The organism is Chryseobacterium sp. W4I1, from assembly GCF_030816115.1.
Taxonomy (GTDB): domain Bacteria; phylum Bacteroidota; class Bacteroidia; order Flavobacteriales; family Weeksellaceae; genus Chryseobacterium.
The window spans coordinates 2,838,648-2,865,085 of the sequence record NZ_JAUSXQ010000001.1; the positions used below are offsets into that span (position 1 = coordinate 2,838,648).

26 protein-coding genes and 1 pseudogene are annotated in these 26,438 nt (G+C 35.9%); 8 read left to right on the forward strand and 19 right to left on the reverse strand.

The features are described from left to right. The first annotated feature begins 44 nt into the window (after positions 1-44). Positions 45-233, forward strand: a complete 189-nt coding sequence (locus tag QF044_RS13175; protein ID WP_307268015.1) for a bacteriocin — start codon at positions 45-47, stop codon at positions 231-233. An 81-nt stretch (positions 234-314) separates the two neighbouring features. Here the strand turns inward: QF044_RS13175 and hemB are convergent, their stop codons facing one another. Continuing rightward, on the reverse strand, positions 315-1,304 hold the full coding sequence (hemB, locus tag QF044_RS13180) for a porphobilinogen synthase (protein WP_307268018.1): 990 nt from the start codon (positions 1,302-1,304) through the stop codon (positions 315-317). Between the two features lie 118 nt (positions 1,305-1,422). Between hemB and QF044_RS13185 the strand changes: the two genes are divergently transcribed. The 3 genes from QF044_RS13185 to QF044_RS13195 all read left to right on the forward strand — a co-directional run bounded on the left by QF044_RS13185 (position 1,423) and on the right by QF044_RS13195 (position 4,103). Next, positions 1,423-1,773, forward strand: a complete 351-nt coding sequence (locus QF044_RS13185) for a T9SS type A sorting domain-containing protein (RefSeq protein ID WP_307268021.1) — start codon at positions 1,423-1,425, stop codon at positions 1,771-1,773. A gap of 103 nt (positions 1,774-1,876) precedes the next feature. Next, the gene (locus tag QF044_RS13190) at positions 1,877-2,788 is read left to right on the forward strand and encodes an ABC transporter ATP-binding protein (protein WP_307268024.1); all 912 of its coding nucleotides are present in this window, start codon (positions 1,877-1,879) and stop codon (positions 2,786-2,788) included. 4 nt (positions 2,789-2,792) lie between these two features. Beyond that, positions 2,793-4,103 (forward strand): ABC transporter permease, encoded by a 1,311-nt coding sequence (locus QF044_RS13195; RefSeq protein WP_307268027.1) that lies wholly within the window; start codon positions 2,793-2,795, stop codon positions 4,101-4,103. 175 nt (positions 4,104-4,278) lie between these two features. On the opposite strand, the gene QF044_RS13200 is transcribed toward QF044_RS13195, so the two are convergent. From QF044_RS13200 to QF044_RS13240, 9 genes are all read right to left on the reverse strand, one after another. Then, complete coding sequence (locus QF044_RS13200) at positions 4,279-4,947, reverse strand: porin family protein (protein WP_307268030.1); 669 nt, start codon at positions 4,945-4,947, stop codon at positions 4,279-4,281. A gap of 21 nt (positions 4,948-4,968) precedes the next feature. After that, on the reverse strand, positions 4,969-5,841 hold the full coding sequence (gene sucD / locus QF044_RS13205) for a succinate--CoA ligase subunit alpha (protein ID WP_307268033.1): 873 nt from the start codon (positions 5,839-5,841) through the stop codon (positions 4,969-4,971). Between the two features lie 90 nt (positions 5,842-5,931). Then, complete coding sequence (locus tag QF044_RS13210) at positions 5,932-6,501, reverse strand: hypothetical protein (RefSeq protein ID WP_307268035.1); 570 nt, start codon at positions 6,499-6,501, stop codon at positions 5,932-5,934. Beyond that, complete coding sequence (locus QF044_RS13215) at positions 6,498-7,397, reverse strand: LpxD N-terminal domain-containing protein (protein WP_307268037.1); 900 nt, start codon at positions 7,395-7,397, stop codon at positions 6,498-6,500. The genes QF044_RS13210 and QF044_RS13215 overlap by 4 nt, the downstream gene beginning before the upstream one ends. 68 nt (positions 7,398-7,465) lie before the next feature. Beyond that, the gene (efp, locus tag QF044_RS13220; protein WP_307268040.1) at positions 7,466-8,029 is read right to left on the reverse strand and encodes an elongation factor P; all 564 of its coding nucleotides are present in this window, start codon (positions 8,027-8,029) and stop codon (positions 7,466-7,468) included. A 45-nt stretch (positions 8,030-8,074) separates the two neighbouring features. After that, entirely contained in the window at positions 8,075-8,869 is a 795-nt protein-coding gene (lpxA, locus tag QF044_RS13225; RefSeq protein WP_307268044.1) for an acyl-ACP--UDP-N-acetylglucosamine O-acyltransferase, read from the reverse strand. Further along, positions 8,870-10,267: a bifunctional UDP-3-O-[3-hydroxymyristoyl] N-acetylglucosamine deacetylase/3-hydroxyacyl-ACP dehydratase gene (locus tag QF044_RS13230; RefSeq protein ID WP_307268046.1), complete on the reverse strand. Its 1,398-nt coding sequence runs from the start codon at positions 10,265-10,267 to the stop codon at positions 8,870-8,872. Further along, on the reverse strand, positions 10,260-11,291 hold the full coding sequence (gene lpxD, locus QF044_RS13235; RefSeq protein WP_307268050.1) for a UDP-3-O-(3-hydroxymyristoyl)glucosamine N-acyltransferase: 1,032 nt from the start codon (positions 11,289-11,291) through the stop codon (positions 10,260-10,262). Before lpxD ends, QF044_RS13230 begins: the two co-directional genes overlap by 8 nt. An 80-nt stretch (positions 11,292-11,371) precedes the next feature. After that, positions 11,372-12,589 carry an HD domain-containing protein gene (locus QF044_RS13240; protein WP_307272021.1) on the reverse strand — a complete coding sequence of 406 codons (1,218 nt, stop codon included), beginning with the start codon at positions 12,587-12,589 and terminating at the stop codon, positions 11,372-11,374. A gap of 256 nt (positions 12,590-12,845) precedes the next feature. On the opposite strand from QF044_RS13240, the gene QF044_RS13245 reads away from it, so the two are divergent. From QF044_RS13245 to QF044_RS13260, 4 genes and pseudogenes are all read left to right on the forward strand, one after another. After that, the gene (locus QF044_RS13245) at positions 12,846-14,489 is read left to right on the forward strand and encodes a S41 family peptidase (RefSeq protein ID WP_307268052.1); all 1,644 of its coding nucleotides are present in this window, start codon (positions 12,846-12,848) and stop codon (positions 14,487-14,489) included. 132 nt (positions 14,490-14,621) lie between these two features. Beyond that, positions 14,622-16,167, forward strand: a pseudogene (locus QF044_RS13250) (PglZ domain-containing protein). A 124-nt stretch (positions 16,168-16,291) separates the two neighbouring features. Further along, on the forward strand, positions 16,292-16,585 hold the full coding sequence (locus QF044_RS13255; protein ID WP_307268054.1) for a YciI family protein: 294 nt from the start codon (positions 16,292-16,294) through the stop codon (positions 16,583-16,585). Then, positions 16,582-17,346, forward strand: a complete 765-nt coding sequence (locus QF044_RS13260; protein ID WP_307268056.1) for an exodeoxyribonuclease III — start codon at positions 16,582-16,584, stop codon at positions 17,344-17,346. The genes QF044_RS13255 and QF044_RS13260 overlap by 4 nt, the downstream gene beginning before the upstream one ends. A gap of 57 nt (positions 17,347-17,403) precedes the next feature. Here QF044_RS13260 and QF044_RS13265 read toward each other — a convergent pair whose 3' ends face one another. The 9 genes from QF044_RS13265 to wecB all read right to left on the reverse strand — a co-directional run bounded on the left by QF044_RS13265 (position 17,404) and on the right by wecB (position 26,358). Further along, on the reverse strand, positions 17,404-17,775 hold the full coding sequence (locus tag QF044_RS13265; protein WP_307268058.1) for a septal ring lytic transglycosylase RlpA family protein: 372 nt from the start codon (positions 17,773-17,775) through the stop codon (positions 17,404-17,406). A gap of 631 nt (positions 17,776-18,406) precedes the next feature. Further along, on the reverse strand, positions 18,407-18,973 hold the full coding sequence (locus QF044_RS13270) for a hypothetical protein (protein WP_307268061.1): 567 nt from the start codon (positions 18,971-18,973) through the stop codon (positions 18,407-18,409). A gap of 194 nt (positions 18,974-19,167) precedes the next feature. Further along, the gene (locus tag QF044_RS13275; protein ID WP_307268064.1) at positions 19,168-19,824 is read right to left on the reverse strand and encodes a hypothetical protein; all 657 of its coding nucleotides are present in this window, start codon (positions 19,822-19,824) and stop codon (positions 19,168-19,170) included. Between the two features lie 379 nt (positions 19,825-20,203). Beyond that, the gene (rimO, locus tag QF044_RS13280; RefSeq protein ID WP_307268066.1) at positions 20,204-21,505 is read right to left on the reverse strand and encodes a 30S ribosomal protein S12 methylthiotransferase RimO; all 1,302 of its coding nucleotides are present in this window, start codon (positions 21,503-21,505) and stop codon (positions 20,204-20,206) included. A 95-nt stretch (positions 21,506-21,600) separates the two neighbouring features. Next, complete coding sequence (rfbC, locus tag QF044_RS13285) at positions 21,601-22,146, reverse strand: dTDP-4-dehydrorhamnose 3,5-epimerase (RefSeq protein ID WP_307268068.1); 546 nt, start codon at positions 22,144-22,146, stop codon at positions 21,601-21,603. A 9-nt stretch (positions 22,147-22,155) separates the two neighbouring features. Then, positions 22,156-23,118 (reverse strand): glycosyltransferase family 4 protein, encoded by a 963-nt coding sequence (locus tag QF044_RS13290; RefSeq protein WP_307268071.1) that lies wholly within the window; start codon positions 23,116-23,118, stop codon positions 22,156-22,158. Then, a complete protein-coding gene (locus QF044_RS13295; protein WP_307268072.1) occupies positions 23,118-24,014 on the reverse strand; it encodes an NAD-dependent epimerase/dehydratase family protein in 897 nt (298 codons plus the stop codon). The genes QF044_RS13290 and QF044_RS13295 overlap by 1 nt, the downstream gene beginning before the upstream one ends. Continuing rightward, a complete protein-coding gene (locus QF044_RS13300) occupies positions 24,011-25,222 on the reverse strand; it encodes a glycosyltransferase family 4 protein (protein WP_307268075.1) in 1,212 nt (403 codons plus the stop codon). The genes QF044_RS13295 and QF044_RS13300 overlap by 4 nt, the downstream gene beginning before the upstream one ends. Further along, a complete protein-coding gene (gene wecB / locus QF044_RS13305) occupies positions 25,222-26,358 on the reverse strand; it encodes a non-hydrolyzing UDP-N-acetylglucosamine 2-epimerase (protein ID WP_307268079.1) in 1,137 nt (378 codons plus the stop codon). The genes QF044_RS13300 and wecB overlap by 1 nt, the downstream gene beginning before the upstream one ends. Between the last annotated feature and the right edge of the window lie 80 nt (positions 26,359-26,438).

The window sequence follows — 26,438 nt, forward strand, 5'->3', positions numbered from 1 at the left end:
AATTTTTATTATTTTAGTTTCACTAAACTATAAAATATTTTCTCATGAAAAAATTAACAAAAAAAGATCTGAAGAAGATCAATGGAGGTAGTATAAGATTTCCTGACGCTAACGGTAATTGCCTTCCCGGATGGTACTTATGTCCCACCAATGTATGTATCAATGATAATGGAGGCGAAAACCCTATTCAGCCGGGAGATCGTGATTATTTCACATGCTTCGGACACAATTAAAAGTCATTTCCCAGACATACAATTAAAAATGCCCCTGAAAGTAAGATTTCAGGGGCAAATTATTTTTGATTGATTTTGAAATTATCTATTCAGAATCATTGCTGCTTCTTTCGCAAAATAAGTAAAGATCATATCGGCTCCGGCTCTTTTAAAGCAGGTAAGACTTTCAATGATCGTTTTATCATTATCCAGCCAGCCATTCTGTGCTGCAGCTTTTACCATTGCATATTCTCCGCTCACATTGTAAACTGCAATCGGAAGATCTATAGCTTCACGAACTTTAGAAACGATATCCAGGTAAGGAAGTCCGGGTTTGATCATGATGATATCAGCGCCTTCATCTATATCTTTATATACTTCATTTAAAGCTTCCCGGGAATTGTGAAAATCCATCTGGTACGTTTTTTTATCTTTCGGAATTTCCATATCATCTTTCGGTGCACTATCCAGAGCGCTTCTGAACGGTCCATAGAAAGAACTTGCATACTTGGCAGAATAACTTAGAATTCCTACGTCTGTAAAGCCACTTTCTTCCAAAGCTTCACGGATTGTAAGAACTCTTCCATCCATCATATCACTTGGTGCCACAATGTCAGCACCAGCTTCAGCATGGGATACAGACATTCTCGCTAAAGCATCATTGGTTGCATCATTTATGATCTTTCCATTTTCAATGATTCCGTCGTGACCGTAAATGGAATAAGGGTCTAAAGCTACATCGGGCATCACAATCATTGCAGGAACGGCATCTTTTATTGCTTTTATAGTCTGCTGCATCAGCCCGTCCTTGTTCCACGATTCTTTTCCGGTATTGTCTTTGAGATGTTCTGACACTTTCATGTACAGATTGACAGATTTAACGCCTAAAGAAAATAATTCCTTACATTCTTTTACTGTCAAATCGATGCTCCTCCTGAAAATTCCGGGCATCGACGGAATTGCTTCCTGCTGGTTTTCGCCCTCCATTACGAAGATAGGCATTACAAAATCATCGGTTGTAAGGGTGTTTTCTCTTACCAAACTTCTGACCGATTCATTTACTCTTAGTCTTCTGTTTCTTGAATGTATCATTTTGGAATACTTTTTGAATAAGTTTCTACAAATTTACTACAACTTATATAAAAAACTATTGTATAGAATTGTAGAATTGTCTATTTTTGTTTTAATACATTTGAGAAATTATAATTTGATGAAAAAACTTTTACTCTTATTTATATTTATTGGCGCTTTCGTTGGGTTTTCCAACAATTTTCAAGCACAGCTGAGAGAGCCGGGTTCCATTAACCAGAAGGCTGATGACGGTGTACTGGTAGTCTATCCAAATCCTGCCAAGGATTACCTTCTGATCAAAGCAAAAGATTCTGCTTTAAAGATCAAAAGTGTAACATTTTATTCAATTTTAGGAACACAGGTTGCTAATTACTCTGTTAACATGAATTCCGGGGAGATTAATATTGAAAGATTGAAACCCGGGAAATATCTGATCCGCTATATTTTAAGCGATAATACCCAAAAGGTAACTCAAATCGTAAAACAATAAAACCAAATCCTGATAATCATCAGGATTTTTTCTTTTACAGCATTTCTCCCTTAATATTTCCGTAACTTTCAGGACTTTTTATACTCATTGTAAAAACAATTTAATGCTTAAAGCTGAACATATCAGAAAGACCTATAATGCCGGGAAGAAAGTCGCATTGGATGATTTTAGCATCCATGTACCTCAAGGCAGTATTTACGGGCTTCTAGGCCCGAACGGAGCCGGAAAAACTTCTTTCATCCGTATCATCAACCAAATCACCCAGGCGGATTCCGGAGATGTATTCATCAATGGGAATAAGCTTAGTCCAAGCCATATCAGAGATATCGGTTATATGCCCGAAGAAAGAGGCTTGTACAAGAACATGAGTGTTGGGGATCAGATTCTTTATTTCGGGGAACTGAAAGGGATGAGCAAAAATGATGCTTTGAACGAAGCGAAGAAATGGTTTGAAAAACTGAACATCGACCAATGGTGGAAAAAGAAGCTTTCTGAACTTTCAAAAGGGATGGCACAGAAAATCCAGTTTGTAGTAACGGTTCTTCACCGCCCACATCTTCTGATCCTTGATGAACCTTTCTCCGGTTTTGATCCTGTGAATGCCAATTTAATTAAAGATCAGATTATCGATCTAAAAAATAACGGAACTACGATCATTCTTTCTACCCACAGAATGGAAAGTGTGGAGGAAATGTGTGATTATGTAGCACTGATCAACAATTCAAAGAAAATTATTGACGGAAGGGTGTTTGACGTAAGGGAAAAATTTAAGAAGAATATTTTCGGAATTACTCTTTCAGAAGTGGATGAAGCGAAGTTTGAAAATTTTAAAACCAGCTATGATATATTCAATTTCTCTAATGAAAACAATCTGATTTCTTTTGATCTGAAAAATGAAAGCGGCCAGAACGAAATTCTTCTGGATCTTGTGAATGTGGGAAAAGTGAGATCATTCGACGAAAAAATCCCAAGTATGAATGAAGTGTTTATTAACGCAGTAAGCAATCATCCTTAATTTTATGAATAATATTTTTTTAATTACAAAAAGGGAATTTCTTACGCAGGTTAAGAAAAAATCCTTCATTATACTCACATTACTTGCTCCTCTTTTATTGATTGGTTTTGGTGGGGTGATCGGCCTTATGTTTAAAGCCAACGAATCGCACAGCATTATTGAGGTTGTGGATAAAAGCGGACTTTTTAAAGATCAGTTTAAATCTGATGACAAACTGAATTATGTATTTGTTTCAGCTGCAGATGAAAAATCTAAGGTCAATAATCTGAAGGGAAATGAATCGCTTGACGGCATCCTGATTCTTCCTGAACTGAATGGTCATGATTATGAAGCACTGGAAAACAATACGCGACTGATTGTCAATGCGAAGATGGGATTTGATACTAAGCAAAAAATCGTTTCAGATATCACAGAGGTGATCAAAAAGGAAAAGATCAAGCAGCTTGGCATTCAGGAAAACCAGCTGAACAGCCTGGACAAAGGCTTTACCTTGAAGACCATCAATGTTTCCGATAATAACAAAGAGGATTCTGATATGGCTTTTGGGGTAAAGAGTGGCTTAAGCATTCTTTTAATGTATGTAACGTTTATGTTCATCATTATTTACGGAGTACGGGTGATGAGAAGTGTTCTTGAGGAGAAAAACAACCGTGTGGTAGAGATTATTATCTCTTCTGTCAAGCCTTTTGAGCTAATGATGGGTAAAATATTGGGAGTAACCTTGGTCGCTTTGACCCAGTTCCTGATCTGGATTTCAATGTCGGTGATCGGTGCTTTGGTTTTAAATACGGGCTTCTCCCCTTTTCAGAAAAATATTCCGGGAGGAAATGAAGAGCTGACAAGCAAGCTAGATGTTACGCAGATCGCTACACAGGTTTCCCATAGTTTATTGGAACTGAATTTCCCGCTGATTATTTTTGTATTCATTGTATTTTTCCTTTTAGGGTATATTTTCTACAGTTCTATTTATGCAGCCATTGGTTCTGCAGTGGACAATGAAACGGAAACACAGCAATTTACTTTATTTGCTATTTTACCACTTACTTTAGGGATGTACGGAAGTTTTTCGTTAATGAACAATCCTGATGGTCCTTTGGGATTCTGGCTATCTATTATTCCGTTTACATCACCGGTCGCAATGATTGCAAGAATACCTTTCGGAGTTCCGGCATGGCAGATCGCATTGTCTATTGGATTACTGTTAGGAACAACAATCCTTATGATATTTTTGGCCGGAAAAATCTACCGTGTAGGGATTTTAATGTATGGCAATAAGGCTACTTTGAAGGAGATCTGGAAATGGATCAGAGGATAATGAATTAAAGGCTGGAAGCCAAAAGAGGGAGGATGGAAGTACTGAACTGATTCAGTTGTTTCTTATACCTTCAATAACTTCGCTCTTCCAAATTCCAACTCATAATATTGTATAAAAACAAAAATCCCGGAAATTAAAATTTCCGGGATTTTTTATGTTTGAATAACGTATTATTCTATTTAAAGATATAGCTTAAGCTAAGGCTGATCACCTGCTCAGATTTGCCTTTGGTAGTACCTCCTTTTTCTTTTGCAAGATCCGGATAAGTATCTGTAAGACCAAGGTCATATTTAAGAGCTAATTCCAGCTGTCTTTTGTAGCTATAGCCAACTCCTAATCCAAGGGCGAAATTAAAGCTTGATGCTTTTCCGCTTACTGAAGGATATAAAGGATCGGTAACATCCGGATCGTAATATGGTCTTCCTACCGGTGCATTTTTAACATTCTGACTCATCAGAAAGTTAAACCTAGGACCTATCATTCCAAAGAATTCTGAAGCAGCTTCAGAAAAGTATCCTTTAAAATAAATAGGTACACTCAGATAATTGTTACCATATACTGCATCGTAGCCGTCTTTTCCTTTAGCATCTTTATCTTTCCCGGTTTCTCCTGCACCATAGTACACGACTTCGGGTTGTATAAAGAACTGATTTGCCTTTCCTACCGGGATAAGAGCCAAAGCTCCGCCCTGGAATGCATATCTTGGACCTGAGGGATTATGAGCATTTCTTACTCTGGAGTAGTTACCTCCTGCTGTTACACCAAATCTCGTATTTTTGAAGTCAATCTGGGCGAAAGACAGGGTCGAGAGGGCCAATGCTGAGGTTAATAAAAGTTTTTTCATATGTTTTGTTTTGTATAGCGATTATCCTAAGACTTTTGCAACAGTAACACCGATATCAGCCGGAGAGTCTACAACGTTGATTCCGTTTTCTCTCATGATCTCCATTTTAGCCTGAGCAGTATCTTCATCACCACCTACAATAGCACCAGCGTGTCCCATAGTTCTTCCTTTAGGAGCAGTCTGTCCAGCAATAAATCCTACAACAGGTTTAGTAGATCCGCTAGCTTTATACCATCTTGCAGCTTCAGCTTCTAATCCACCACCAATTTCACCGATCATTACTACCGCTTCAGTTTCAGGGTCGTTGATGAATAATTCCAAAGCTTCTCTTGTCGTTGTTCCAATGATTGGATCACCACCGATACCGATTGCTGTAGAAACACCGAAACCAGCTTTTACCACCTGGTCAGCAGCTTCATAAGTAAGCGTACCTGATTTTGATACAATACCTACTTTACCTTTTTTGAAAACGAATCCTGGCATAATACCAATTTTAGCTTCTTCAGAAGTAATGATTCCTGGACAGTTTGGACCGATTAGTCTGCAGTCTCTGTCAGCGATGTAAGATTTTACTTTTACCATATCCGCTACAGGAATACCTTCAGTAATACATACAATAACTTTGATCCCTGCTTCAGCAGCTTCCATGATTGCGTCAGCAGCAAATGCAGGTGGTACGAAAATGATACTTACGTTTGCTCCAGCTTTTTCAACAGCATCAGCTACTGTATTAAATACAGGCTTTCCTAAGTGCTCAGAACCTCCTTTTCCTGGAGTAACTCCTCCTACTACGTTGGTTCCGTATTCAATCATCTGACCTGCGTGGAAAGTACCTTCGTTCCCTGTAAATCCTTGTACAATTACTTTAGAATCTTTGTTTACTAAAATTGACATTTTATTGTTGTTTTAATTTATTAATTTTCAGTTTATACGTGAGACAAAAATAATGATTATTTGTCGTTAAAAAAACTTTTAAATCTGATTTTATTCATCATATTTTTTCAGTACATCAATCAAATCTTCCTCTCTAAGTTTATTATAATTAATGTTCTCAATAAGTGGTTCCAATGCTGGTTTATCAGCCATAAGAGCCTTTATTTTTTTTCGGTTATTTATCAGTATACTCATTGCCTGCCTTACATTTCCTTTGTATAAAACATCCGTAACTAAGGTAGATCCATCAAAACCATGGCGATGATAACTTCTGAACCATTTTATTTTATTCCCATTGTACAGTTCTTCCACCAATGTCTTTGAAGACTCTGCAGGAAAATAAACAAAAACTCTGGGTTTATTTTTGAGATCAGTAAATTCAATTTTTTTTATTTCAGCAGCGGAGTATTTAATTTTCTTTCCATCCTCCAGAATCTTAATGTTCTTATCTGCAAGGGTTATTTCATCAATTTGATTTCCATCGAAAAGATTGGTTATAAATGGGATTTTAGCATTTAGTACATGATCATCATTAAAAGTAATTGTAGACTGAATGTCTGATTTCTGTGCAAAACCTATAGCATACATAAAAACCAACAATCCATATAATCTCTTCATCATAGTTTTCTCAGCTTTACTTCTTTTTTCAGATAGCCTTTAAAATCTTCTGCAAACATCCCTATATAGGTTCCTTTTTTCAGATCTCTGTTGACTCCGGTTTTCCCGAGAATAACAGATCCTGCTTCAATTTTATTACCGGAAGCCATGCCTACCTGTCCCCAAAGCGTGACCTCATCACCAATAATGCAGCATCCTGCAATTCCAACCTGTGAGGCGATGAGACATTTTTTTCCGATCACCGTGTCATGCCCAATCTGGATCTGATTATCTAACACTGAACCTTCACCAATGACGGTAGAATCCGTCACTCCTCTATCGATAGTACAGTTATTTCCAATTTCTACATTGTTTTCAATAACCACATTTCCTACGGAAATCAGACGGTCAAAATTCCCGTTGAGTTTTCTGTAATAGAAAGCATCACCACCTAGTACAGTTCCGGACTGGATGATTACATTATCTCCAATTTCGGTTCTGTCACCGATCACGACGTTAGGGAAAATCAGGCTGTTTTTGCCGATCTTCACGTTGTTTCCAATGACTGCCGTGCGGTGGATTTTGGTTCCTTCCCCTATTTCAGCATCGTGAAGTTCTTCAGTGAAATTATATATTCTCGTAAAATGAGTGTTAATCTTATTGAAGTCTGCGAAAGGATCATCAGAAACCAAAAGGGCCTTACCTTCCGGACATTCTACCTTTTTATCGATCAAAATGATCGTAGCTGCAGAATTCAGCGCTTTATCGTAATATTTGGGATGGTTGACGAAAACAATGTCACCCGGTTTTACCATGTGAATTTCATTGGTTCCCAGTACTTCAAAGTCTTCGGGACCGACAAATTCTGAGCCTATTAATTCGGCAATAGTTTTGAGCTTTTGCGGAGAATGGAATCTCATACCAATTGATTTTATAAAAACAAAATTCGGACTGCTGATGCAAACCGAATTTATGTAAATTTAATTTATTATTTTACTCTTTCTAAGTAGCTACCGTCTTCTGTATTTACTTTGATCTTATCTCCCGGCTCGATAAACAAAGGAACATTTACTCTTGCTCCTGTTTCAACGATTGCGTTTTTAAGAGCGTTGGTTGCCGTGTTTCCTTTAATGCCCGGGTCTGCTTCGATAACTTCCAGATAAACTGACTGAGGAAGTTCTGCAGAAAGCGGAGTTTCGTCAGCTTCTTTCAGGATAATAGTTACTTCTTCACCAGCTTTCATAAACTGAGAGTTTTCAATCATTTCCTTTCCTAGATATAGCTGAGAGAAGTCATCATTATTCATGAAGTGAAAACCATTCTCATCATCATAAAGATACTGGAATTTTCTTGTAATTACTTTTACTTCATCAATTTTGTGTCCTGCAGAGAAAGTATTATCAAGAACTTTTCCGTTGGTTACCGATTTTAGTTTTGTTCTTACGAAAGCAGGTCCTTTCCCTGGCTTTACGTGCATAAATTCAACTACTTTGAAAATATCATTGCTAAATTCGATGCAAAGTCCTTTTCTTATATCGTTACTTGTTGCCATTAATTTTATATTGTCTTTTAATTTTAATCTGATTTTACCTTTGTATTAGTTGCTGTCCTTACCTGTTCCGTATCCTTTTACGATACCTCTCGGAGAGTTTTGAATAAACTGAAGGATTTCATCTCTTTCAGCAGTAGGAAGCATTTCTTTTTCAATGTGGGAGATTGCCTGGGAAACGTTCATCTTCATCTGGAAAATAGCTCTGTAGATCTTTTGGATCTCAAAAATCTTTTCGTTGGTAAAACCTCTTCTTCTTAATCCTACAGAATTGATCCCTGCATAAGACATCGGCTCTCTTGCTACTTTTACGTAAGGAGGAATGTCTTTTCTTACCAGGGTACCTCCGGAAATCATCACATGTTTGCCGATTTTACCAAACTGGTGAACAGCACTAAGGCCACCCATCACAGTATAATCACCAATTTCCACATGTCCGGCAATACCACAGCCATTTACGATAATAACATGATCACCAATCACACAGTCATGAGCAATATGAGAAGTTGCCATAATAAGGCAGTTTGCACCTATTTTTGTAAAGCCTAAAGCTTTTGTTCCTCTATTTACGGTAACACATTCTCTGATGGTTGTATCGTCACCGATAATGACCTGAGTATCCTCGCCGTCAAACTTGAGATCCTGAGGAATTGCCGAGATAACAGTCCCCGGGAAAATCCTACAGTTTTTACCTATTCTTGCTCCGTCCATAATGGTTACGTTCGGGCCAATCCAGGTTCCTTCTCCAATTTCTACATCCCCGGCAATTGTAGTGAATGGTTCTACAATTACATTTTTGCTGATTTTCGCTCGTTTATCTACGGCGGCTAATTGATGGACCATTTAATCGACTTTATTTTTTGCAACTTGAGCCATTAGCTCTGCTTCCACAGCCACTGTATCTCCAACATATCCGTATCCCTGCATATGAACAATACCTCTTCTGATAGGCTCTATCAATTCAATTTTGAAAATCATAGTATCACCAGGAACTACTTTTCTCTTGAATTTTACTTTATCAATTTTAATGAAATAAGTAGAGTAATTTTCTGGATCCGGAACGCTTGCCAAAACAAGGATACCACCGGTTTGTGCCAAAGCTTCTACCTGAAGGACTCCAGGCATTACAGGTTCTTTCGGGAAATGTCCTACGAAGAAAGGTTCATTCATAGTCACATTTTTCAAACCTACCACATGAGAATCTGAAAGTTCAAGAATCTTATCAATCAATAAGAACGGAGGTCTGTGAGGCATAAGCTTCATAATTCCGTTGATATCAAAAACAGGTTCTTTAGTAAGATCAAAATCAGGTACGTTTTTCTTTTTCTGAAGTTTCCACTGTCGGTTCAGTTTTTTTGCAAACTGGGTATTCACAAAGTGCCCCGGTTTATTTGCAATCACTTTACCTTTTATTTTTACACCAGCTAAAGCTAAATCACCAATTACATCAAGCAATTTATGTCTTGCGGCTTCGTTAGGATAATTTAAAGTAAGATTATCCAGAATTCCGTTCGGTCTGATAGAAACATTGTCTTTCCCGAAGGCTTTCTTCAGTTTCTCTGTTGTTTCAGGAGTAAGATCCTTGTCAACATATACAATCGCGTTAGAGATATCTCCTCCTCTGATCAATCCGTGATCCAACAACATTTCCAGCTCATGTAAAAAGCTGAATGTTCTTGCAGAAGAGATTTCGTCTTTAAATTCTGAAATATTTTTAAGGGTGGCATTCTGGGTTCCCAATACTTTGGTTCCAAAGTCTACCATGGTAGTAATTTCGTAAGTATCCGAAGGGATAATTGTGATTTCTGAACCTGTTGCAGGATCGCTGTAGGTAAGAACTTCTTTTACAACAAGGTATTCTCTCGCTGTATTTTGTTCAATAACCCCAACGCTTTCAATAGCCTCAACAAAGAATTTTGATGATCCATCTAAAATCGGAGGTTCTGAAGCATTCATTTCCAGAATAGCGTTATCTACGTCACATCCTACCAAAGCAGCTAAAAGGTGCTCACAGGTTGTAATTTTAACGCCAAGCTTTTCTAATGTTGTTCCTCTTTCTGTTGCTACTACATAATTAACATCAGCTTCTACCTGAGGATGTCCCTCCAGGTCTGTTCTTACGAACACAAAACCTGTGTTTTCTTTAGCAGGTTTGATGGTAAGTTTTACTTCTTTACCCGTATGAAGGCCAATTCCAGAAAGCGTTACTTCTTCCTGGAGTGTTTTTTGCATATCACTCATTAGTTTTATCTTTTGAGGTATCCTCAAGATTATTTATTCTCTTTACAATTTCAGTAAAATTCCTGAAATGCACATAGTTTCTAAGATAGTCATTGTAGCTTATCGCAGGAGATCCATACAATGTTTCTTTATCATTGACACTTGAATTCACACCACTCTGAGCCTGAATCTTAACCTGATTGCCAATTTTGATATGGCCTACCACTCCTACTTGTCCTCCAATCTGGTTCCAGTCTCCGATTGTAGTAGATCCAGCAATTCCGGCCTGAGCTGCAATCACATTATTATGTCCGATCTTCACATTGTGGGCAATTTGGATCAGATTATCGATCTTCGTTCCTTTTCCGATAATGGTTGAACCAATTGTAGCTCTGTCAATACTACAGTTTGAACCGATTTCAACGTCGTCTTCAATGATCACATTTCCAAGCTGAGGAATTTTTTTGAATCCTTCTGCTGTAGGCTGAAAACCAAATCCGTCACCACCAATAACGGTGTTGGAGTGAATTACGCAATTATCACCGATAATACAATAATCATAGATTCTCGCTCCACTGTCAATTTTACAGTTCTTACCGATCTTTACTCCCTTACCGATATATACATGCGGATAAATTTGCGAACCTTCTCCGATCTTTGCTTTCTCAGAAACATAAGTAAATGCTCCAATATATGCTTTTTCTCCGATCACAGCAGTATCATGAATAGAAGAGCCGTTCTCAACTCCCTCTTTTCTGCCCTGCATTTCCTGATACAGATTCATTAAGATCTGAAAAGAAAGGTATGCATCCTTTACAACAATTAAGGTAGGATTGTAATTATTTTTATCAATAAGTTTTTCCGAAACAATAATAACGGAGCATTTTGAGGTATCTAAAAAATGAGAAAACCGATCTTGTGCTATAAAAGAAAGATGCCCAGTTTCACCATTCTCAATTGGTGAAACCCCTGTAATAACCGTACTTTCGTCGCCTATTATTTGTCCGTCAATAAAACTTGCAATTTGCGAAGCTGTAAATTCCATATTCTGCAAAGATAAGAAATTCTATAATTCGCAAACATTTTTTGGTTTTCGGAACGTGAATTTTAATAATATTTATGAAATTATCTTGAAATGTCTCTTGGAAAGGTAAGGATATATCTGGCCGTTTTATGAACCATAAGCCCCGACAGCAACTGGTCTTGTGACTCTTCCAGTCTTATTTTTCCACCGTCTTTCATCAACAGGTAAATAGGTTGTTTTTCGGTGTCGTAAGGCAGTAATTTTCTTTTAATTTCATGTACAAGCTCCTTTCCGTTATCGATTCCGAAAAATTCATTGGTGTTTTTTATTTTTTCCTCAATAAATTCAGAACCAAAAGGACGTGTGGAAATAACGGTTTTAGGAAGATTTCTCTGAATCACACATTGGCACCAGTAAGAAAGAATAAAGTCTTCTGAATCCTGCCAGGATTTCATCGCATGAATTATATCATTATCGTCAAGTTGGGTAAATCTGAAAATATCTTCATCAGTGGCTGAACTTTTACCACGATGCAGGAAATATTTCAGATTTTCACCTGCAGGAAGCTCCATTCCCTGAGAAACCAGATATTTTGCTCTCTCCAGGATTTTCACCAAGAGAAATTCTGCCAGTGCTGAAGTTTTATGATAATAAACCTGCCAATACATAAACATTCTTGCGGTCAGGAAGTTTTCGATAGAGTAAACTCCTTTTGCATCGATCACCAATTCACCTTCACCACATACATTCATCATAGAAATAATTCTCTGGGTATTAATATTTCCCTCTGAAACACCAGTGAAAAAGCTGTCTCTGTTAAGATAATCAAGCCTGTCCACATCAAGTTGGGATGAAATCAGCTGATTAAAGAATTTCCTGTGATATTTCCCCTGAAACATTTCAATTGCCAAAGAAAGCTGTCCGTCAAATTCCTCATTTAATTTGTTCATCAGCAACAGCGAGAGCTTTTCATGATGCCAGTCATCCATCAGCATATTTTCCAGGGCATGCGAAAATGGTCCGTGACCTATATCATGCATGAGGATTGCCAGCATAGCGCCTTTTTCTTCCTCTTCTGTAATTTTAATACCTTTCTGTCTCAAAGTTTCCAATGCCGTAAACATGAGATGCATCGCTCCTAATGCGTGATGAAATCTTGTATGCGTGGCGCCTGGGAAAATAAGATTGAGAAGTCCGGTCTGCCCTATCCTCCGCAGTCTTTGAAAATACGGATGCTCTATAACGTCAAATAAAATTTCGTGTGGGATTCTGATGAAACCATGAACGGGGTCGTTGATGATCTTTAGCTTATTCTGCATTGAAACGTCAATATTAGTAAACAAAGTTAGGTATTTTAAATTTTAAGTATCATTAAATTGCTGTTAAAGAATTTCAAATCTGCAAAGACCTTACCATATCCATACGCTAGTCCATATTTTTGATTTCTATGAAGCAATTTGTGGCATTTTTATTATTAATTTTCTGAACAATAATTTTTGCGAATCTATCAAGAAGTTTCCTACATTTTATATTTTAAAAATATATCTTTGATAGTATAAATAACGCTTCTATTTGATGAGAAAAATTTCTCTTTTCGTCCTATTTTTTTTCAGCTTACACTTTTCTGCACAGGTTTTATCTGAAACTCAAAAACTGGAATCGCTATGTAAGGTCTGGGGATTTTTGAAATATTACCATCCAAATGTAGCAAAAGCAGATTTTGATTGGGACCGCCAGCTTTTCCAAAAAATAGATGAATTGGGAAATATCCGTGATAAGGATCAACTGAATGAATTCTATTTTAAATGGATCAGCAGTCTCGGAAAAGTCAACGAGTGTAAAAAGTGCTTAAAAGAAGATAAAGAGAAAATTTATTTTTTAAGAAATTTCGATCTCAACTGGATCAGTAATAAAGATGTGTTCACAGAAAAAGTAAGTCGACAACTTCTTTTTATTCAAAATAACAGAAACCTGGGAATTAACTATCATTTCGGAAAGGGAGGGAAAAAGGTATACTTCCGAAATGAAAATTCTTACGGTTCAAAGTTCACATCAAAAGAGATCAGCCTTTTGGAACTTTTCAGATATTGGAATGCTGTGGAATATTTCTTCCCCTATAAATATCAGACCGATCAGGCCTGGAACGACGTTTTATCAGAAATGATTCCAAAGTTCTTAAACGTCAATAATGATGAAAGCTATCATCTGACCCTTGCTGAACTGGTGGCCAAAGTTGATGATTCCCATGCTTTTCTGTATTCCCCATTAATCAATGCCAGTCAATATGGAAGAAGAAAAGTTCCTGTGGAATATATTTATGCAGAAGGAAAGTTGGTTATCACTAAAGTCATTAGAAATAAGTTTAACGAAGAGATACTCTTAAAAACCGGTGATGTCATTTATGATATCAGTGGCCGAACAATTCCACAAATGGTTAACAGTTTTGGAAAATATATTCCAGCCTCCAATTCGTGGGGAAAGATCAATAAAGTGAGGAATCTTTTTCTGTTCAGCAATCATGAGGCTATCACTATCAAAGTTGAACGGGACGGAGAAAATCTGGAAATTGAAGCTAAAACTTATCTCCTCAAAGATATTATCCAGGAGAAATCTGTTCCTGAGCAGAAATGGAAGTTTCTGGATACAGACCAAAAGACAGGCTATGTGAATATGGGGAATATTGAAAAAAGTGATCTGGATGACATGTATCAAGATTTTAAGTCTACAACATCTATTATTTTTGACCTCAGAAATTATCCTCAACAGACTATTTTTCCTCTAAGCAGAATGATTTTGCCAGAAAAATCAATTTATTATCAATTTAATTTTCCTGAGACAGATTATTTGAGTAAATTTTATAGCGCAAAAAACAGTATCGGAAGAAAGAACCCGGATTATTATAAAGGCAATGTCATCATTTTAGTAGATGAGCGCACGCAAAGCCAGGCAGAGACTACGACAATGATGCTTAAACAACATCCAAAAGCAAAAGTGATAGGAAGCCATACATCCGGAGCCAACGGTGACATCATCCGGTTTAAAATTGCGGATCTTGATACTGCCTTTACCGGGCTTGGAGCTTATTATCCTGACGGAAGGGAAACCCAGAGGATCGGAATTATTCCCGATATGATCATAAAACCTACCGTAAAAGGTGTGCTGGCAGGAAAAGATGAAGTTCTGGAAAGGGCTTTAGAATATATAAGGACCGGTTTTTAAATGAATTGATATCAGCAATTATGCAGTAGAATTTTCATTTAACTAAGATTTAACTTTTGTTGTCTCTAATTTGTGAGAATTTAAAAGGAATTGGTCGGCAATTTGATGCAATAACCATGTAAAAAATAAATTATGTCGGAAAAAATATTATGGATAGATGATGAAATAGATTTACTCAAACCCCATATTGTATTCTTAGAAAAAAAAGGTTATCAGGTAACCCCTGTTAACAACGTGAACGAGGCTCTGGAACTCATGGACTCGGAAAAATTCGCACTTACCTTAATTGATGAAAATATGCCCGGTATTTCGGGACTGGAGGCCATTCCTATGATTAAAGAAAAAGATAATTCTTTAAAGATTGTAATGGTGACCAAAAGTGAGGAGGAACATATTATGGAAGAAGCCATCGGATCACAGATCGCTGACTACATTCTTAAACCGGTAAATCCTAACCAGATTTTATTATCGTTGAAAAAAAATCTGCAGGAGGATAATCTTGTGGAGCAGAAAACCATTCTTCAGTATCAGCAGGAGTTCAGAAACCTCTCTATGGAGCTTTCTTATCTCAGAACTTACCAGGAATGGGCAGAATATTATAAAAAAATCCTAAGCTGGGAAATCAAATTCGATAAGGTTGCTGATAATGAATTTGCGGATCTGTTGCAGTCTCAGAAAGAAGAAGCGAATATTCAGTTTTCAAAATTTATTGAAAAAAATTATGAAGACTGGCTGACGGATTCCGAGAAACCTCTGATGAGTCATACTCTTTTCAAAGAAAAAATAAAGCCAGAGGTGGAGAAAGAAAAAGTCCTGCTTCTGATGATAGACAATTTGCGTTTTGACCAGTGGAAGGTGATTGAGCCGTTATTTACAAAATACTACAATAAAATTTCTGAAGATTATTACTACAGTATTCTTCCCACAGCCACTCAATATGCAAGAAACTCTTTCTTTGCGGGATTGATGCCATCTGAGATCGAAAAACGTTTCCCGGATAAATGGTTCAATGATAACGAGGAAGGAAATAAGAATGAATTTGAGCGTGATTTCCTGGAAGATCAGATGAAAAGAATTGGTTTGGGATCTAAGTCTATGAAGTATCTTAAGGTTTTGAATGCAGATTTTGAACGAAAAATCTACGATGATTTTAACCAGCATAAGAACAATGATCTTTTGGTAATTGTTTACAACTTCATCGATATCCTTTCGCATGCCAAAACAGACAACCATATTGTAGATCAGTTGATCCGTGATGACAAAACTTTCAGATCGCTTACCTATAACTGGTTTGAAAACTCATCATTAATTAAGATCATAAAAGCAGCAGCAGAAAGTGGCTATAAAACTTGTGATCACAACCGATCACGGAACGATATACGTTAAAAAGCCAAGCAAAGTAGTTGGTGACCGTGAAACATCAACAAACATCCGTTATAAAACAGGAAAGAGTTTAACGTATGATGATAGCGATGTATGGGCAGTTACGAATCCAGAAAAGCTTTTCCTTCCTAAAGGAAATTTAAGCTCGAAATATATCTTTGCTAAAAATAATATTTTCCTGGCCTATCCTAAAAATTACAATCATTTTGTAAATTATTATAAAGAAACATACCAACATGGGGGAATTTCACTTGAAGAGTGTATCATTCCTATCAGTATTTTAGAACCCAAATAGTTTTTTTCATAGTTTATTTAAAATTTCGGGTTCAGAAGCGGCAAAAATCGAATGATTTTTGCCGCTTCTTTTTTCCGGTCGCTTTTAATAGTCTGGAACAGTTCCTATCTTAGCAAAAAAAACAATGTTTATTATTTCACTCAGTTACAAAACCTCTCTGGAGAATGTTGAGCATTTCATTCCGGAACACAATGATTTTCTTGAAAAGCATTACCATTCAGGAAACTTTATTGCTTCGGGCAGAAAGGAACCGAGAACAGGCGGGATCATTCTTGCTAATGAAAGCTCTAAAGATGAAATTGAAAAGATCATTAAAGAAGATCCTTTTTATATTCATCAGATCGCAGATTATAATATCATAGAATTTATTCCTACAAAATATAACGAACACTTTAAATTTTTTATAAAAAACGCATGAAGTTAATTACTTATAATGTCAACGGAATCAGGGCTGCCTTTACAAAAGATTTTTTAGGCTGGCTAAAAACTGCTGACCCGGATATCGTATGCATTCAGGAAAGCAAAGCGGGAAATGATCAGATCGACATCGAAAGCCTTGAGAAAATAGGTTATCACAGTTATTGGCATTCTGCAGTAAGAAAAGGCTACAGTGGCGTAGGAATTGCGTCTAAAATCAAACCTATCCATGTAGAATATGGATGTGGTATAGAAAGCTATGATAATGAAGGCAGGATCATCCGTGCGGACTTTGACGGATATTCTGTGATTTCTGTCTATGTGCCGTCTGCTAGCAATATTGAAAGGCTTGGATTTAAAATGCAGTTCTGTCATGATTTCCTTGCTTATATCAAGGAATTAAGAAAAACGATTCCTAACCTTATTATTTCGGGGGATTTCAATATTTGCCACCAAGCGATAGATATCCATGATCCAGTGCGTTTAAAGAACGTTTCCGGCTTTCTACCGATGGAAAGGGAATGGATGACTAGTTTTATCGAAGAATGTGAATTGATTGACAGTTTCCGTTTTTTCAACAATGAACCGGATAATTATACCTGGTGGAGCTACCGCCAGAATTCCAGAGCTAAAAACAAAGGCTGGAGACTGGATTATAATTTTGCAACCTATACGCTAAAAGATAGGCTTTCAAGAGCCGTAATTCTCAAAGAAGCTGTTCATTCTGACCATTGTCCTGCATTATTGGAATTAAACGTCTAGAGCGACAAAAATAAAAGCCAGCTGAGTCAGCTGGCTTTTTAAACTTAAATCATAAATTTAGTCGACAATTTCATATTCAACCGGAATAGTACCGCGATTGGTATCCCCGATTTCATCGAACGCAGCTTTAGAAATATCTAATGCTCTTGATGCATGGAAAGGTCCTCTATCATTAATCTTCACTATCACCTGTTTTCCATTGTTCAGATTGGTAACTTTAATATTAGTTCCAAACGGAAGCGTTCTGTTTGCAGCGGTGAACTTTGAATTACTAAAGATCTCTCCGCTTGCTGTTTTTCTACCATTAAACTTATCGTGGTAGAACGATGCATAACTTGTTTTCTTCGCCTCTGAAGTATTATTTGTAAAAGAATAAACACCTAAGGTTGAAATCATCATTATGATTACGAGAATGAATCTTTTCATCATCTTGAATTTTATTGGTTTTGACGGAGCAAAAGTATAAGGAATGTTGTAAAGTCCCTACTCCATCTGTTAACAACTGTTAATTAAAACTAAATTATATGTTAATATTGCTTGTAAGTTCCTATTAACAGGGGTTTTAAAAGACAGTGTTAAAAAGTGTTAAAAAAACAGACAATAAGTTAACATAATTAACTTATTGTCTAAAAAATTCAAAATGAAAAATACGTAATATTCTAATAATCAAATATTTATATATTTAGGATAATTTCAATATATTGAAAATATCTATTGTAAAAAAATAAAAAATTTAAGATGCGGAACAAGTGAAACAGTTGTAATAGAAGTCTTTTAAAGACATTCGGTATAATCAACCACACTTATTTTAACATAGAGTATTAACAATAAAATTAAATCTGATACTAATTTCCATAGATTTAAATCAAAATTTATTAGCCGCTTTTAAAATTCTCTTTTAATAATATTATCAATTTAAATACCAAATGATTTTTTTAAATAGACTTTATCTTTATTCATCTCTTAAACTCTCTCGCTTAAACTCCGTTCATAAACATTATAATACAAAAAAAACCAATGATTGCTCATTGGTTTTTAAATATATAAATAAGTTTTAATCTTATTTCAAGTATTCTATTACATAGTCATATGTTCCGGAAGGATATACAACTGACATACTAGGAGAACCAGTAATTGCATTACCTGCACTGGTAGCCACTGTGTAAGAATACAAGCTTCTGTCATAAACAGTGTTTGTACCTGCTTTATAGATAGTGATACCATATAGAGTGGTCATACCTGTTGGAGCTGGTATATTTACTGCTGTAGAAGTCCCACTCGCTGTAAAGCTTCCTTTTAAAGCAAACAGCTGCTTATCACCAGTTGTAGTATTGATCAAAGTATTGGTAGTTGTTTCAGCAGTACCGATGGTTACTTTAGGAGAAGCACCACCTACCGGAAGCCATCTACCTGCAGTAACGCTACCATTGGAAGCACCGTTTGGATTAGAGAAATAATACCAACCAGCCTGTAAACCGGTAGTTTGAGTAGTTAATAACGGATCCGCAGTAGAGCCTGATGCGGCAGTATTATATACTAACATCCCATCAAAATAAGAAGGAAACGTAATACCGTCAGCTGCTGCTGTATCAAATCTGAAAAGAGTTAAATCTGTATTTGGGAACACTAAACCTTTTCCTATGCTATTTGACGAAGATGCGGATGTATTAAAGTTTGTACTTGCATCTAAGAATGCATTAGAATCTCCAACATTATTTTGGATAACCTGGTTTGAATTAACTTGACCATAAACCTTAGTTAGAGATAAAGATGCAAAAAGAACTATGTAAAGACTAAATTTTTTCATTTTCATTTTTGTTTTTAGTTTAACGAAATTGCAACCCATGATGTACCGTCACTAATATAAGCCTTCGCTCTATTTTGTGCTAAAGCACCATTTAAAAGAGTTGTTGAACCTGCAGAGTTTACATTTACTGTTCCTGTGCCAGAATTACTATTAGCAACGTAAATCATTCTTCCAATATTTCCTGCTGGATTTGGAAGATCAATCGTTAATCCCGAACCAGCTTTTGTAATAATAAAAAAGTCAGTTGCGGTTGCAGTATATGCAGCAGTCGTTGTCAAGATTGTAACACCACCTCTGGTTCCTTCATATCTCTGAGGAGTAGCAGAACCACCACCACCTACAGGTTTCCAAACATTGTTACCAGTAGTTCCATCATAATAATAGAATCCTGTTGCAGTAACATTCACTGTTTTACCTGTTCCTGTTCCACCTAAACCGTCAACAAATACAAGGGCTCCATTTTGAGCACTTGGTGTAGCAGCACCATCAGCATATGCTGTGTTTTTAGCTTCTAACTGAGCTCTTGACATACGAGGGACTAGCAAGGCATCAGGTCTGGCATTGTCAGTAGTATTAGCTACTACATCTAACGTTGCGGCCGGTGTAGTCGTGTTAATACCTACACGTCCCGTTGTCTGAGCCTTGGAAACTGCCGAAAAGGCAACGAGCATCGTCGCTGTTAATAAAAATTTTTTCATAAGTTTTTAAAGATTTTAAATTACATTATTTTTTCATCAATATTTCCAAAAGGAAGATGCATCCCAACTTGTGCTTATCGTCAAGGCTACATTATCAGCCTTATTAAATCGGCAACTGCTTGAAGCATTTGATTTTAAAACATTGCTTATTGCGCAAATTTAAGATATAATTTTCAAATTTATACATTAATATATATAAAAAATACAGAACACTTACAACATAATAAAGTAAAGCATTGAAAATCAGAAAAATAAATAATTTAACGTTTGTATTAATCGTGTTAAATTTTATTAATATTTTAATTATTCAAAAAACTTCGCCATTAATCTGGTGCTCGTAAAGTACAGATTTTCAGACCAATTCTCCATATAGATCAAACTCTTCTGCTGAAGTTATTTTGACTTCTGCAAATTCACCTATTGAAATGTAGGTTTCTTCAGCAGAAACAAGGACAGTGTTATCTACATCCGGCGAATCATACTCTGTTCTTCCGATGAAATAATTGCCTTCTTTTCTGTCGAATACACATCTGAATACTTTACCGATCTTCTCCTGGTTCTTTTCCCAAGAAATCTGTGATTGCAGCTCCATAATCTCTTCCACTCTGGCTTCTTTCACTTCCTGAGGAATATCATCTTCCAGTACATATGCACCAGTATTTTCTTCATGAGAATAGGTAAAACATCCCAATCTGTCAAATTTTTGTTCTCTTACCCAATCTTTTAACTCCTGGAATATTTCTTCAGTTTCTCCGGGATAACCAACGATCAGAGTCGTTCTAATAGCCATATCCGGAACTTTTTCTCTAAACTTAGCTAATAATGCATTAGTTTTTTCATGAGTTGTTCCACGCTTCATAGATTTCAACAGATCAGAACTGATATGCTGAAGAGGGATATCTATATAGTTGCAGACTTTTGGTTCTTCACGGATAATATCAAGAACATCTTCCGGAAAACCGCTTGGAAAAGCATAATGAAGTCGGATCCATTCTATACCTTCTACTTTTACGAGCTCTTTTAAAAGTTCCCCAAGTGCCCGTTTTTTATAAATATCAAGACCATAATAAGTAAGGTCTTGTGCAATAAGGATAATTTCTTTAGTTCCTTTTTTTGCCAATTTTTGTGTTTCTAAAACCAGTTTTTCAATAGGTGTAGAAACGTGCCCACCTCTCATTAAAGGGATAGCACAGAAAGAACACGGACGGTCACAGCCTTCCGATATTTTAAGATATGCGTAATGTTTAGGGGTTGTAGTAAGTCTTTCACCTACCAGTTCGTGCTTATAATCTGCACCAAGATGTTTTAACAGAATAGGAAGATCTCTTGTTCCAAAATACTGATCTACATCAGGAATTTCTCTAATTAGATCTGGCTTATATCTTTCGGAAAGGCAACCTGTAACAAAGACTTTTTCAACTTCACCTCTGTTTTTAGCCTCTACATAATCAAGGATGGTATTGATGGATTCTTCTTTAGCATTATCTATAAACCCACATGTGTTGATCACTACAATATCACCACGGTCTTCATGAACCACCTCTTTGCCATTGGCTTTTAGTTGGCTCATTAATACTTCAGAATCGTATACATTCTTGGAACATCCAAGAGTAACCACATTGATTTTCTTCTTCCCTACAGATTTAGTACGCATCGTTTTGATTTTGAGTGTGCAAAGATACAAAATATTAAAAGAGAAAGGATCAAAAAATGAAAACCACTTTAGAAAAGTGGTTTTCAAGGTTTTATTTAAAAATTTTTATCTTTAAAACTTGGAGCATTCAGATCCTTTTCAGAAAGTATCATATCTTTTTCATCGATCTTCCAATCTATCATAAGATCCGGATCATTAAATTTCACACTTCCTTCTGATTCTTTATTGTAAAAATTATCACATTTATAAGAGAAAACAGCTGTTTCACTTAATACTGAAAATCCATGTCCGAATCCTCGAGGGATATACATCTGGGTTTTATTTTCTGCTGTGAGTTCTATCCCAAAACACTTTCCAAAAGTGGGAGAATCTTCTCTAAGATCAACAGCAACATCCCATACTTTTCCTTCCAAACATGAAACTAATTTTGCCTGGGAGTATTCTCCTTTTTGCAGGTGAAGTCCCCTGAGTACACCATAAGAAGATTTTGAAATATTGTCCTGAACAAAATGACCGTTCATCCCAGTCAGTTCTTCAAATTTCTTTTCGTTATACTTCTCAAAGAAGTAACCTCTATCATCTTCAAAAACGGTAGGTTCAATAATATAACAATCTTTTAAAGGTGTTTCTTTTATTTCCATTTTATATCCCTATAAATTATATTTCTTTTTTAGTTTCCACTTTAGTATTAAATAAGCTCCACCAGCAGGAATAAATATAATAAAAATAATAGCCCAAACAGGAAGTTGTGAGTGAATTAAAAATATGTTAACAAATAATTGACTAACAGCATATACCGAACTTATCATTAAATGAGACACTCTCTTCTCATTTGCAAAAAGCTGGTAGAGATGTCTTCTGTGCGCTTCAAATATATTTTCTTTTAAAACGATCCTTTCAATGATTGTAAGGACCACCTCCATTCCATATATTGATAGTAACATAATGTATTTGTATTCCCCAGTCCTCATGATGAGGAGCGTGATGAGACCAATCACCCAAAAACCAATACCCATACTTCCTACATCACCAGCGAAACATTTTGCTTTTTTTCTAAAATTAAAAAAAAGAAAAACAACACATGCCATTATAGGATATAATATAAAATTCTGGTCTATAAACTGAATAATATCTTTATTAATATAAGCTAAAGAACCCAGAGTCACCAGGCTATAAAGTCCTGTCATACCGTTTATTCCATCCATAAAGTTATAGGCATTTAGCGTACCGATTATGATTATAAACAAAATAGGCCATACCCAGAAAGGCATTAAAGTAAAAGCCCCTGTAAAATATAAAAGCAATACTACAGAAATCAAATGAATGGTAAGCCTAATCCTGTTTGATAAAGTTTTTACATCGTCTATAAAACTAATAGCACATATTGCCAAAAGTCCTAACCCAAAAGACCAATAATTTTGTATCGATTCATTCAGGTTGAAGATACAGAACACAATAAATGCAACGGGGAAAATTATTCCCCCACCTCTTAGTGTAAGCTGTGTATGGGCACTTCTGTGATTCGGCTTATCTATGATATTGTACTTATCAGCAATTCTGAAATATATCAATATTGAGACAAACAGTATGGCTATGATTAGAATATATTCCATTATTTTACCTGAAAACTTTTTATTGTCTTTGCTAATCCTCCTTCTGCAGATATAGGAAGTCTATTAATCCCCAAAGCTTTTTTAATTTTTTTATTAGAAACTGAATAGCTTTCCGTTAATTTTTTTAATCTCTCTGAGTTCAAGGGAAGCTTCATTTTATCTCCTATTTTTGCTACCAAGTCAATAAACCTTGTAGGAACATACCACAATCTACTTTTCTTTTTGGAAACACTGCTTATAATCTGGATTAGCTGATTTGTGGAAATAAAATCATCGTCTGCGAAATTATAAATTCCTGATTGAATTTTTTTATCTTTAAGTACATGTAATATCAAAAAATTGAGATTATCAATACTTAAAAAAGAGCGTTTATTTTCGAATGCTGCCAGTGGCCATGGAATTCCTTTTTTAACTATTTTATACAAAAGATTCAAATTACCTTTATTTCCTGTGCCATGAATCATACAAGGTCGAATTATAAAAAGTCTTTTACTTTTCGGCAAATCCTTAGATACTAAATATTGTTCTGCTAAAAGTTTTGATTTTCCGTAAGGGGTTTTAGGGTTCGGAACATGTTCTTCATCCAGAATACCCTCAACAGAATCTGCAGTAGCTTTTACACTACTGAAATATATGAAATCTTTAATATCTGATCGCAAAAATTCATCAAAGAGTTTCTTTGTTAATTCTGTATTCACTTTAAAATACTCATCATCCGCAGATATATTTTCTGTATCATGAGCTTTTCCGGCAAGATGAATGATTGTATCTGCATTGTTATCCATATTCCATTCTTTTCTTAATGAAAGAGATTGAATACTAATATCATTTCTTACTAAATACTCTGATAGATTTTGCCCTACAAAGCCTGATGCTCCCGTAATTATAACTTTCATTCTTTCGAAATTATTTTTTCAAGATTTGAGATGCATTTTTCCATTTTGTAGTTCTTTTCATAAAATAGCTGTCCGTTTAATCCCATTCTGTTCAATTCCTCCGCATCTTTTTCGGCTGCATCTTTTAATGCCTGAGCAAGTTTCTCACTGTCTCCGGCAGGAACAGCAAATCCACAATCTGCTTCTTTTATATTTTCTGATCCCTCTCCGTTTAACATGGCCATGATAGGTTTTCCAGAACTCATATATGCCTGAACTTTAGCAGGCACGGTAAGATTAAAAATTGGATCATCTTTAAGACTTACCAATAATATATTTGCAATATTAAAAAAAGATGCCATGGCTTCAACAGGAAATCTCCCTAATGTAAATACTGTTTCCTTAAGATTATTTTCTTTAATAAATTCCTGAACAAATGGCATTTTACGCCCATCTCCTACTAATATAAACTTAATATTGGAATGACTATCTCTAAGCTTCAAGGCAGCATCCATTATGCTTTCCATATCCTGAGCTTCCCCAATATTTCCAGCAAACATAACTTTAAAACCAGCTGGAAGGGCTGGTATTGGATAATCGACATTCCCAGAGGATATCGTATCTTCAGCCCAATTGGGAAAGTATTCTATTTTGTTTTCATAATTTCCTTTTTCTAGTATTGATTTTTTAAAACCTTTGGAAGTAATCAATATCTTTTCAGATTCGTTATAGAATTTCTGAACCATTTTTCTGAAAAAGTTTAATACAAACTTATTCTTTACTCCTCCTGCAATTTCCAAACTTTCAGGCCAAAGATCCATCACCCAAAAATAAACAGGTGTTTTTTGAATTCTTTTAACCATTAGAGCTGGATAAAATTGAGTAATTGGAGAAGGTTCATGGACAATAACAGCATCGAATTTTTTGGAATACGAAAGTCTTATTGATTTTAAAGAAGCAAAAAATGCCCAACTGAAGTAATTAAGAAAAAGCCTTATCCCACCCCCATTTCCCCTAGGTAACAATAATGTCCGAATAATTTCAACTTCACCTATTTTCTGCTTCCTATTTTTGAAAAAACCATATCCTTCATAAATCTTACCCTCAGGATAGTTGGGTATTCCGGTCAAAACAGTAACATCATGTCCTTTTTTCTGAAGCTCAAAGGCCAGATCGTTACTTTTAAAATTTTCCGGATAAAAATACTGGGTTACAATTAATATCTTCATTATCTTTTGCTCCAAACTACTCTGTTAACGTAATCGGTATAACTTAAGATAATTCGTACCATTTTCTCAGACACATTTGGCATTGAATAATCAGACACAGTTCTGTAGTTTCTTTCTTTTCCTGTTTTCTGCTGCTGAAGCTGTGTAAGTCCTTGAAGAATTCTTTCGGGGGAAAGGCCAACCATCATTACCGATGCTTCTTCCATAGCTTCAGGTCTTTCGTGAGCATCTCTGATATTAAGAGCTCTGAAATTAAGGATAGATGATTCTTCAGAAATTGTTCCGGAATCAGACAGTACAGCATAACTTCTCATCTGCAATGCATTATAGTCGTGGAAGCCCAATGGTTTTAAAAACTGAATTTCAGGTCTTACTGCAATTTTCTTTTTATCTATCATATTCCTAGTTCTGGGATGTGTAGAAACAATAATAGGATAATTAAATTTTTCGGCAATAGCATTAAGACTTTCCATTAATCCGTTAAAATTCTTTTCCGAATTAATATTTTCTTCTCTATGAGATGATACAACAAAATATTTTCCTTCTTCAAGATTTAATCTATTCAAAACATCGGAACTTTCTATCTCCGGCAGATAATGATTCAGTACCTCAAACATGGGAGATCCTGTTTTGATAATTCTATCCGCAGGAAGACCTTCTCTCAATAAATATTCACGAGCAATATCTGAATAAGTAAGATTGACATCAGCGGTATGATCCACAATTTTACGGTTGGTTTCTTCCGGAACTCTCTGATCAAAACATCTGTTTCCTGCTTCCATATGAAAAATAGGGATCTGTCTTTTCTTTGCCGGAATTGCACAAAGACAAGAGTTGGTATCTCCTAAAACAAGAAAAGCATCAGGCCGAAGTGCTTCAAGAAGCGGATCAATTTTGATCAAGATATTTCCAACGGTTTCGGTGGCAGTCTTCCCTGCTGCTTCCAAGAAATAGTCCGGCTTACGTAAGCCCAGGTCTTCAAAAAAGATCTGATTCAGTTCATAATCGTAGTTTTGTCCTGTATGGACGATAATATGGTCTATGGCTTCGGAAGCATCCAAAGCAGATAATACTCTTGATAATCTGATAATCTCAGGCCGTGTACCTACGACCGTCATCATTTTTAGTTTCTTCATTTTTTTCATTGTGTTTAGCCATTGCTAACGCTTTAGCTATTACTTCTACTTTTTTTATTTCTGAATTGAATTTATTCTAA

Excerpts from the sequence above, each read along its gene's own strand:
- sucD (WP_307268033.1), bottom strand. The coding sequence starts at position 5,841 with ATGTCAATTTTAGTAAACAAAGATTCTAAAGTAATTGTACAAGGATTT.
- QF044_RS13185 (WP_307268021.1), top strand. The coding sequence starts at position 1,423 with ATGAAAAAACTTTTACTCTTATTTATATTTATTGGCGCTTTCGTTGGG.
- QF044_RS13215 (WP_307268037.1), bottom strand. The coding sequence starts at position 7,397 with ATGAGATTCCATTCTCCGCAAAAGCTCAAAACTATTGCCGAATTAATA.
- rfbC (WP_307268068.1), bottom strand. The coding sequence starts at position 22,146 with ATGGAAATAAAAGAAACACCTTTAAAAGATTGTTATATTATTGAACCT.
- QF044_RS13290 (WP_307268071.1), bottom strand. The coding sequence starts at position 23,118 with ATGGAATATATTCTAATCATAGCCATACTGTTTGTCTCAATATTGATA.
- hemB (WP_307268018.1), bottom strand. The coding sequence starts at position 1,304 with ATGATACATTCAAGAAACAGAAGACTAAGAGTAAATGAATCGGTCAGA.
- rimO (WP_307268066.1), bottom strand. The coding sequence starts at position 21,505 with ATGCGTACTAAATCTGTAGGGAAGAAGAAAATCAATGTGGTTACTCTT.
- QF044_RS13230 (WP_307268046.1), bottom strand. The coding sequence starts at position 10,267 with ATGAGTGATATGCAAAAAACACTCCAGGAAGAAGTAACGCTTTCTGGA.
- lpxD (WP_307268050.1), bottom strand. The coding sequence starts at position 11,291 with ATGGAATTTACAGCTTCGCAAATTGCAAGTTTTATTGACGGACAAATA.
- QF044_RS13210 (WP_307268035.1), bottom strand. The coding sequence starts at position 6,501 with ATGATGAAGAGATTATATGGATTGTTGGTTTTTATGTATGCTATAGGT.
- wecB (WP_307268079.1), bottom strand. The coding sequence starts at position 26,358 with ATGAAGAAACTAAAAATGATGACGGTCGTAGGTACACGGCCTGAGATT.
- QF044_RS13265 (WP_307268058.1), bottom strand. The coding sequence starts at position 17,775 with ATGATGAAAAGATTCATTCTCGTAATCATAATGATGATTTCAACCTTA.
- QF044_RS13295 (WP_307268072.1), bottom strand. The coding sequence starts at position 24,014 with ATGAAAGTTATAATTACGGGAGCATCAGGCTTTGTAGGGCAAAATCTA.
- QF044_RS13190 (WP_307268024.1), top strand. The coding sequence starts at position 1,877 with ATGCTTAAAGCTGAACATATCAGAAAGACCTATAATGCCGGGAAGAAA.
- QF044_RS13240 (WP_307272021.1), bottom strand. The coding sequence starts at position 12,589 with ATGCAGAATAAGCTAAAGATCATCAACGACCCCGTTCATGGTTTCATC.
- QF044_RS13200 (WP_307268030.1), bottom strand. The coding sequence starts at position 4,947 with ATGAAAAAACTTTTATTAACCTCAGCATTGGCCCTCTCGACCCTGTCT.
- lpxA (WP_307268044.1), bottom strand. The coding sequence starts at position 8,869 with ATGGTCCATCAATTAGCCGCCGTAGATAAACGAGCGAAAATCAGCAAA.
- QF044_RS13260 (WP_307268056.1), top strand. The coding sequence starts at position 16,582 with ATGAAGTTAATTACTTATAATGTCAACGGAATCAGGGCTGCCTTTACA.
- QF044_RS13275 (WP_307268064.1), bottom strand. The coding sequence starts at position 19,824 with ATGCTCGTTGCCTTTTCGGCAGTTTCCAAGGCTCAGACAACGGGACGT.
- efp (WP_307268040.1), bottom strand. The coding sequence starts at position 8,029 with ATGGCAACAAGTAACGATATAAGAAAAGGACTTTGCATCGAATTTAGC.
- QF044_RS13195 (WP_307268027.1), top strand. The coding sequence starts at position 2,793 with ATGAATAATATTTTTTTAATTACAAAAAGGGAATTTCTTACGCAGGTT.
- QF044_RS13245 (WP_307268052.1), top strand. The coding sequence starts at position 12,846 with ATGAGAAAAATTTCTCTTTTCGTCCTATTTTTTTTCAGCTTACACTTT.
- QF044_RS13300 (WP_307268075.1), bottom strand. The coding sequence starts at position 25,222 with ATGAAGATATTAATTGTAACCCAGTATTTTTATCCGGAAAATTTTAAA.
- QF044_RS13255 (WP_307268054.1), top strand. The coding sequence starts at position 16,292 with ATGTTTATTATTTCACTCAGTTACAAAACCTCTCTGGAGAATGTTGAG.
- QF044_RS13175 (WP_307268015.1), top strand. The coding sequence starts at position 45 with ATGAAAAAATTAACAAAAAAAGATCTGAAGAAGATCAATGGAGGTAGT.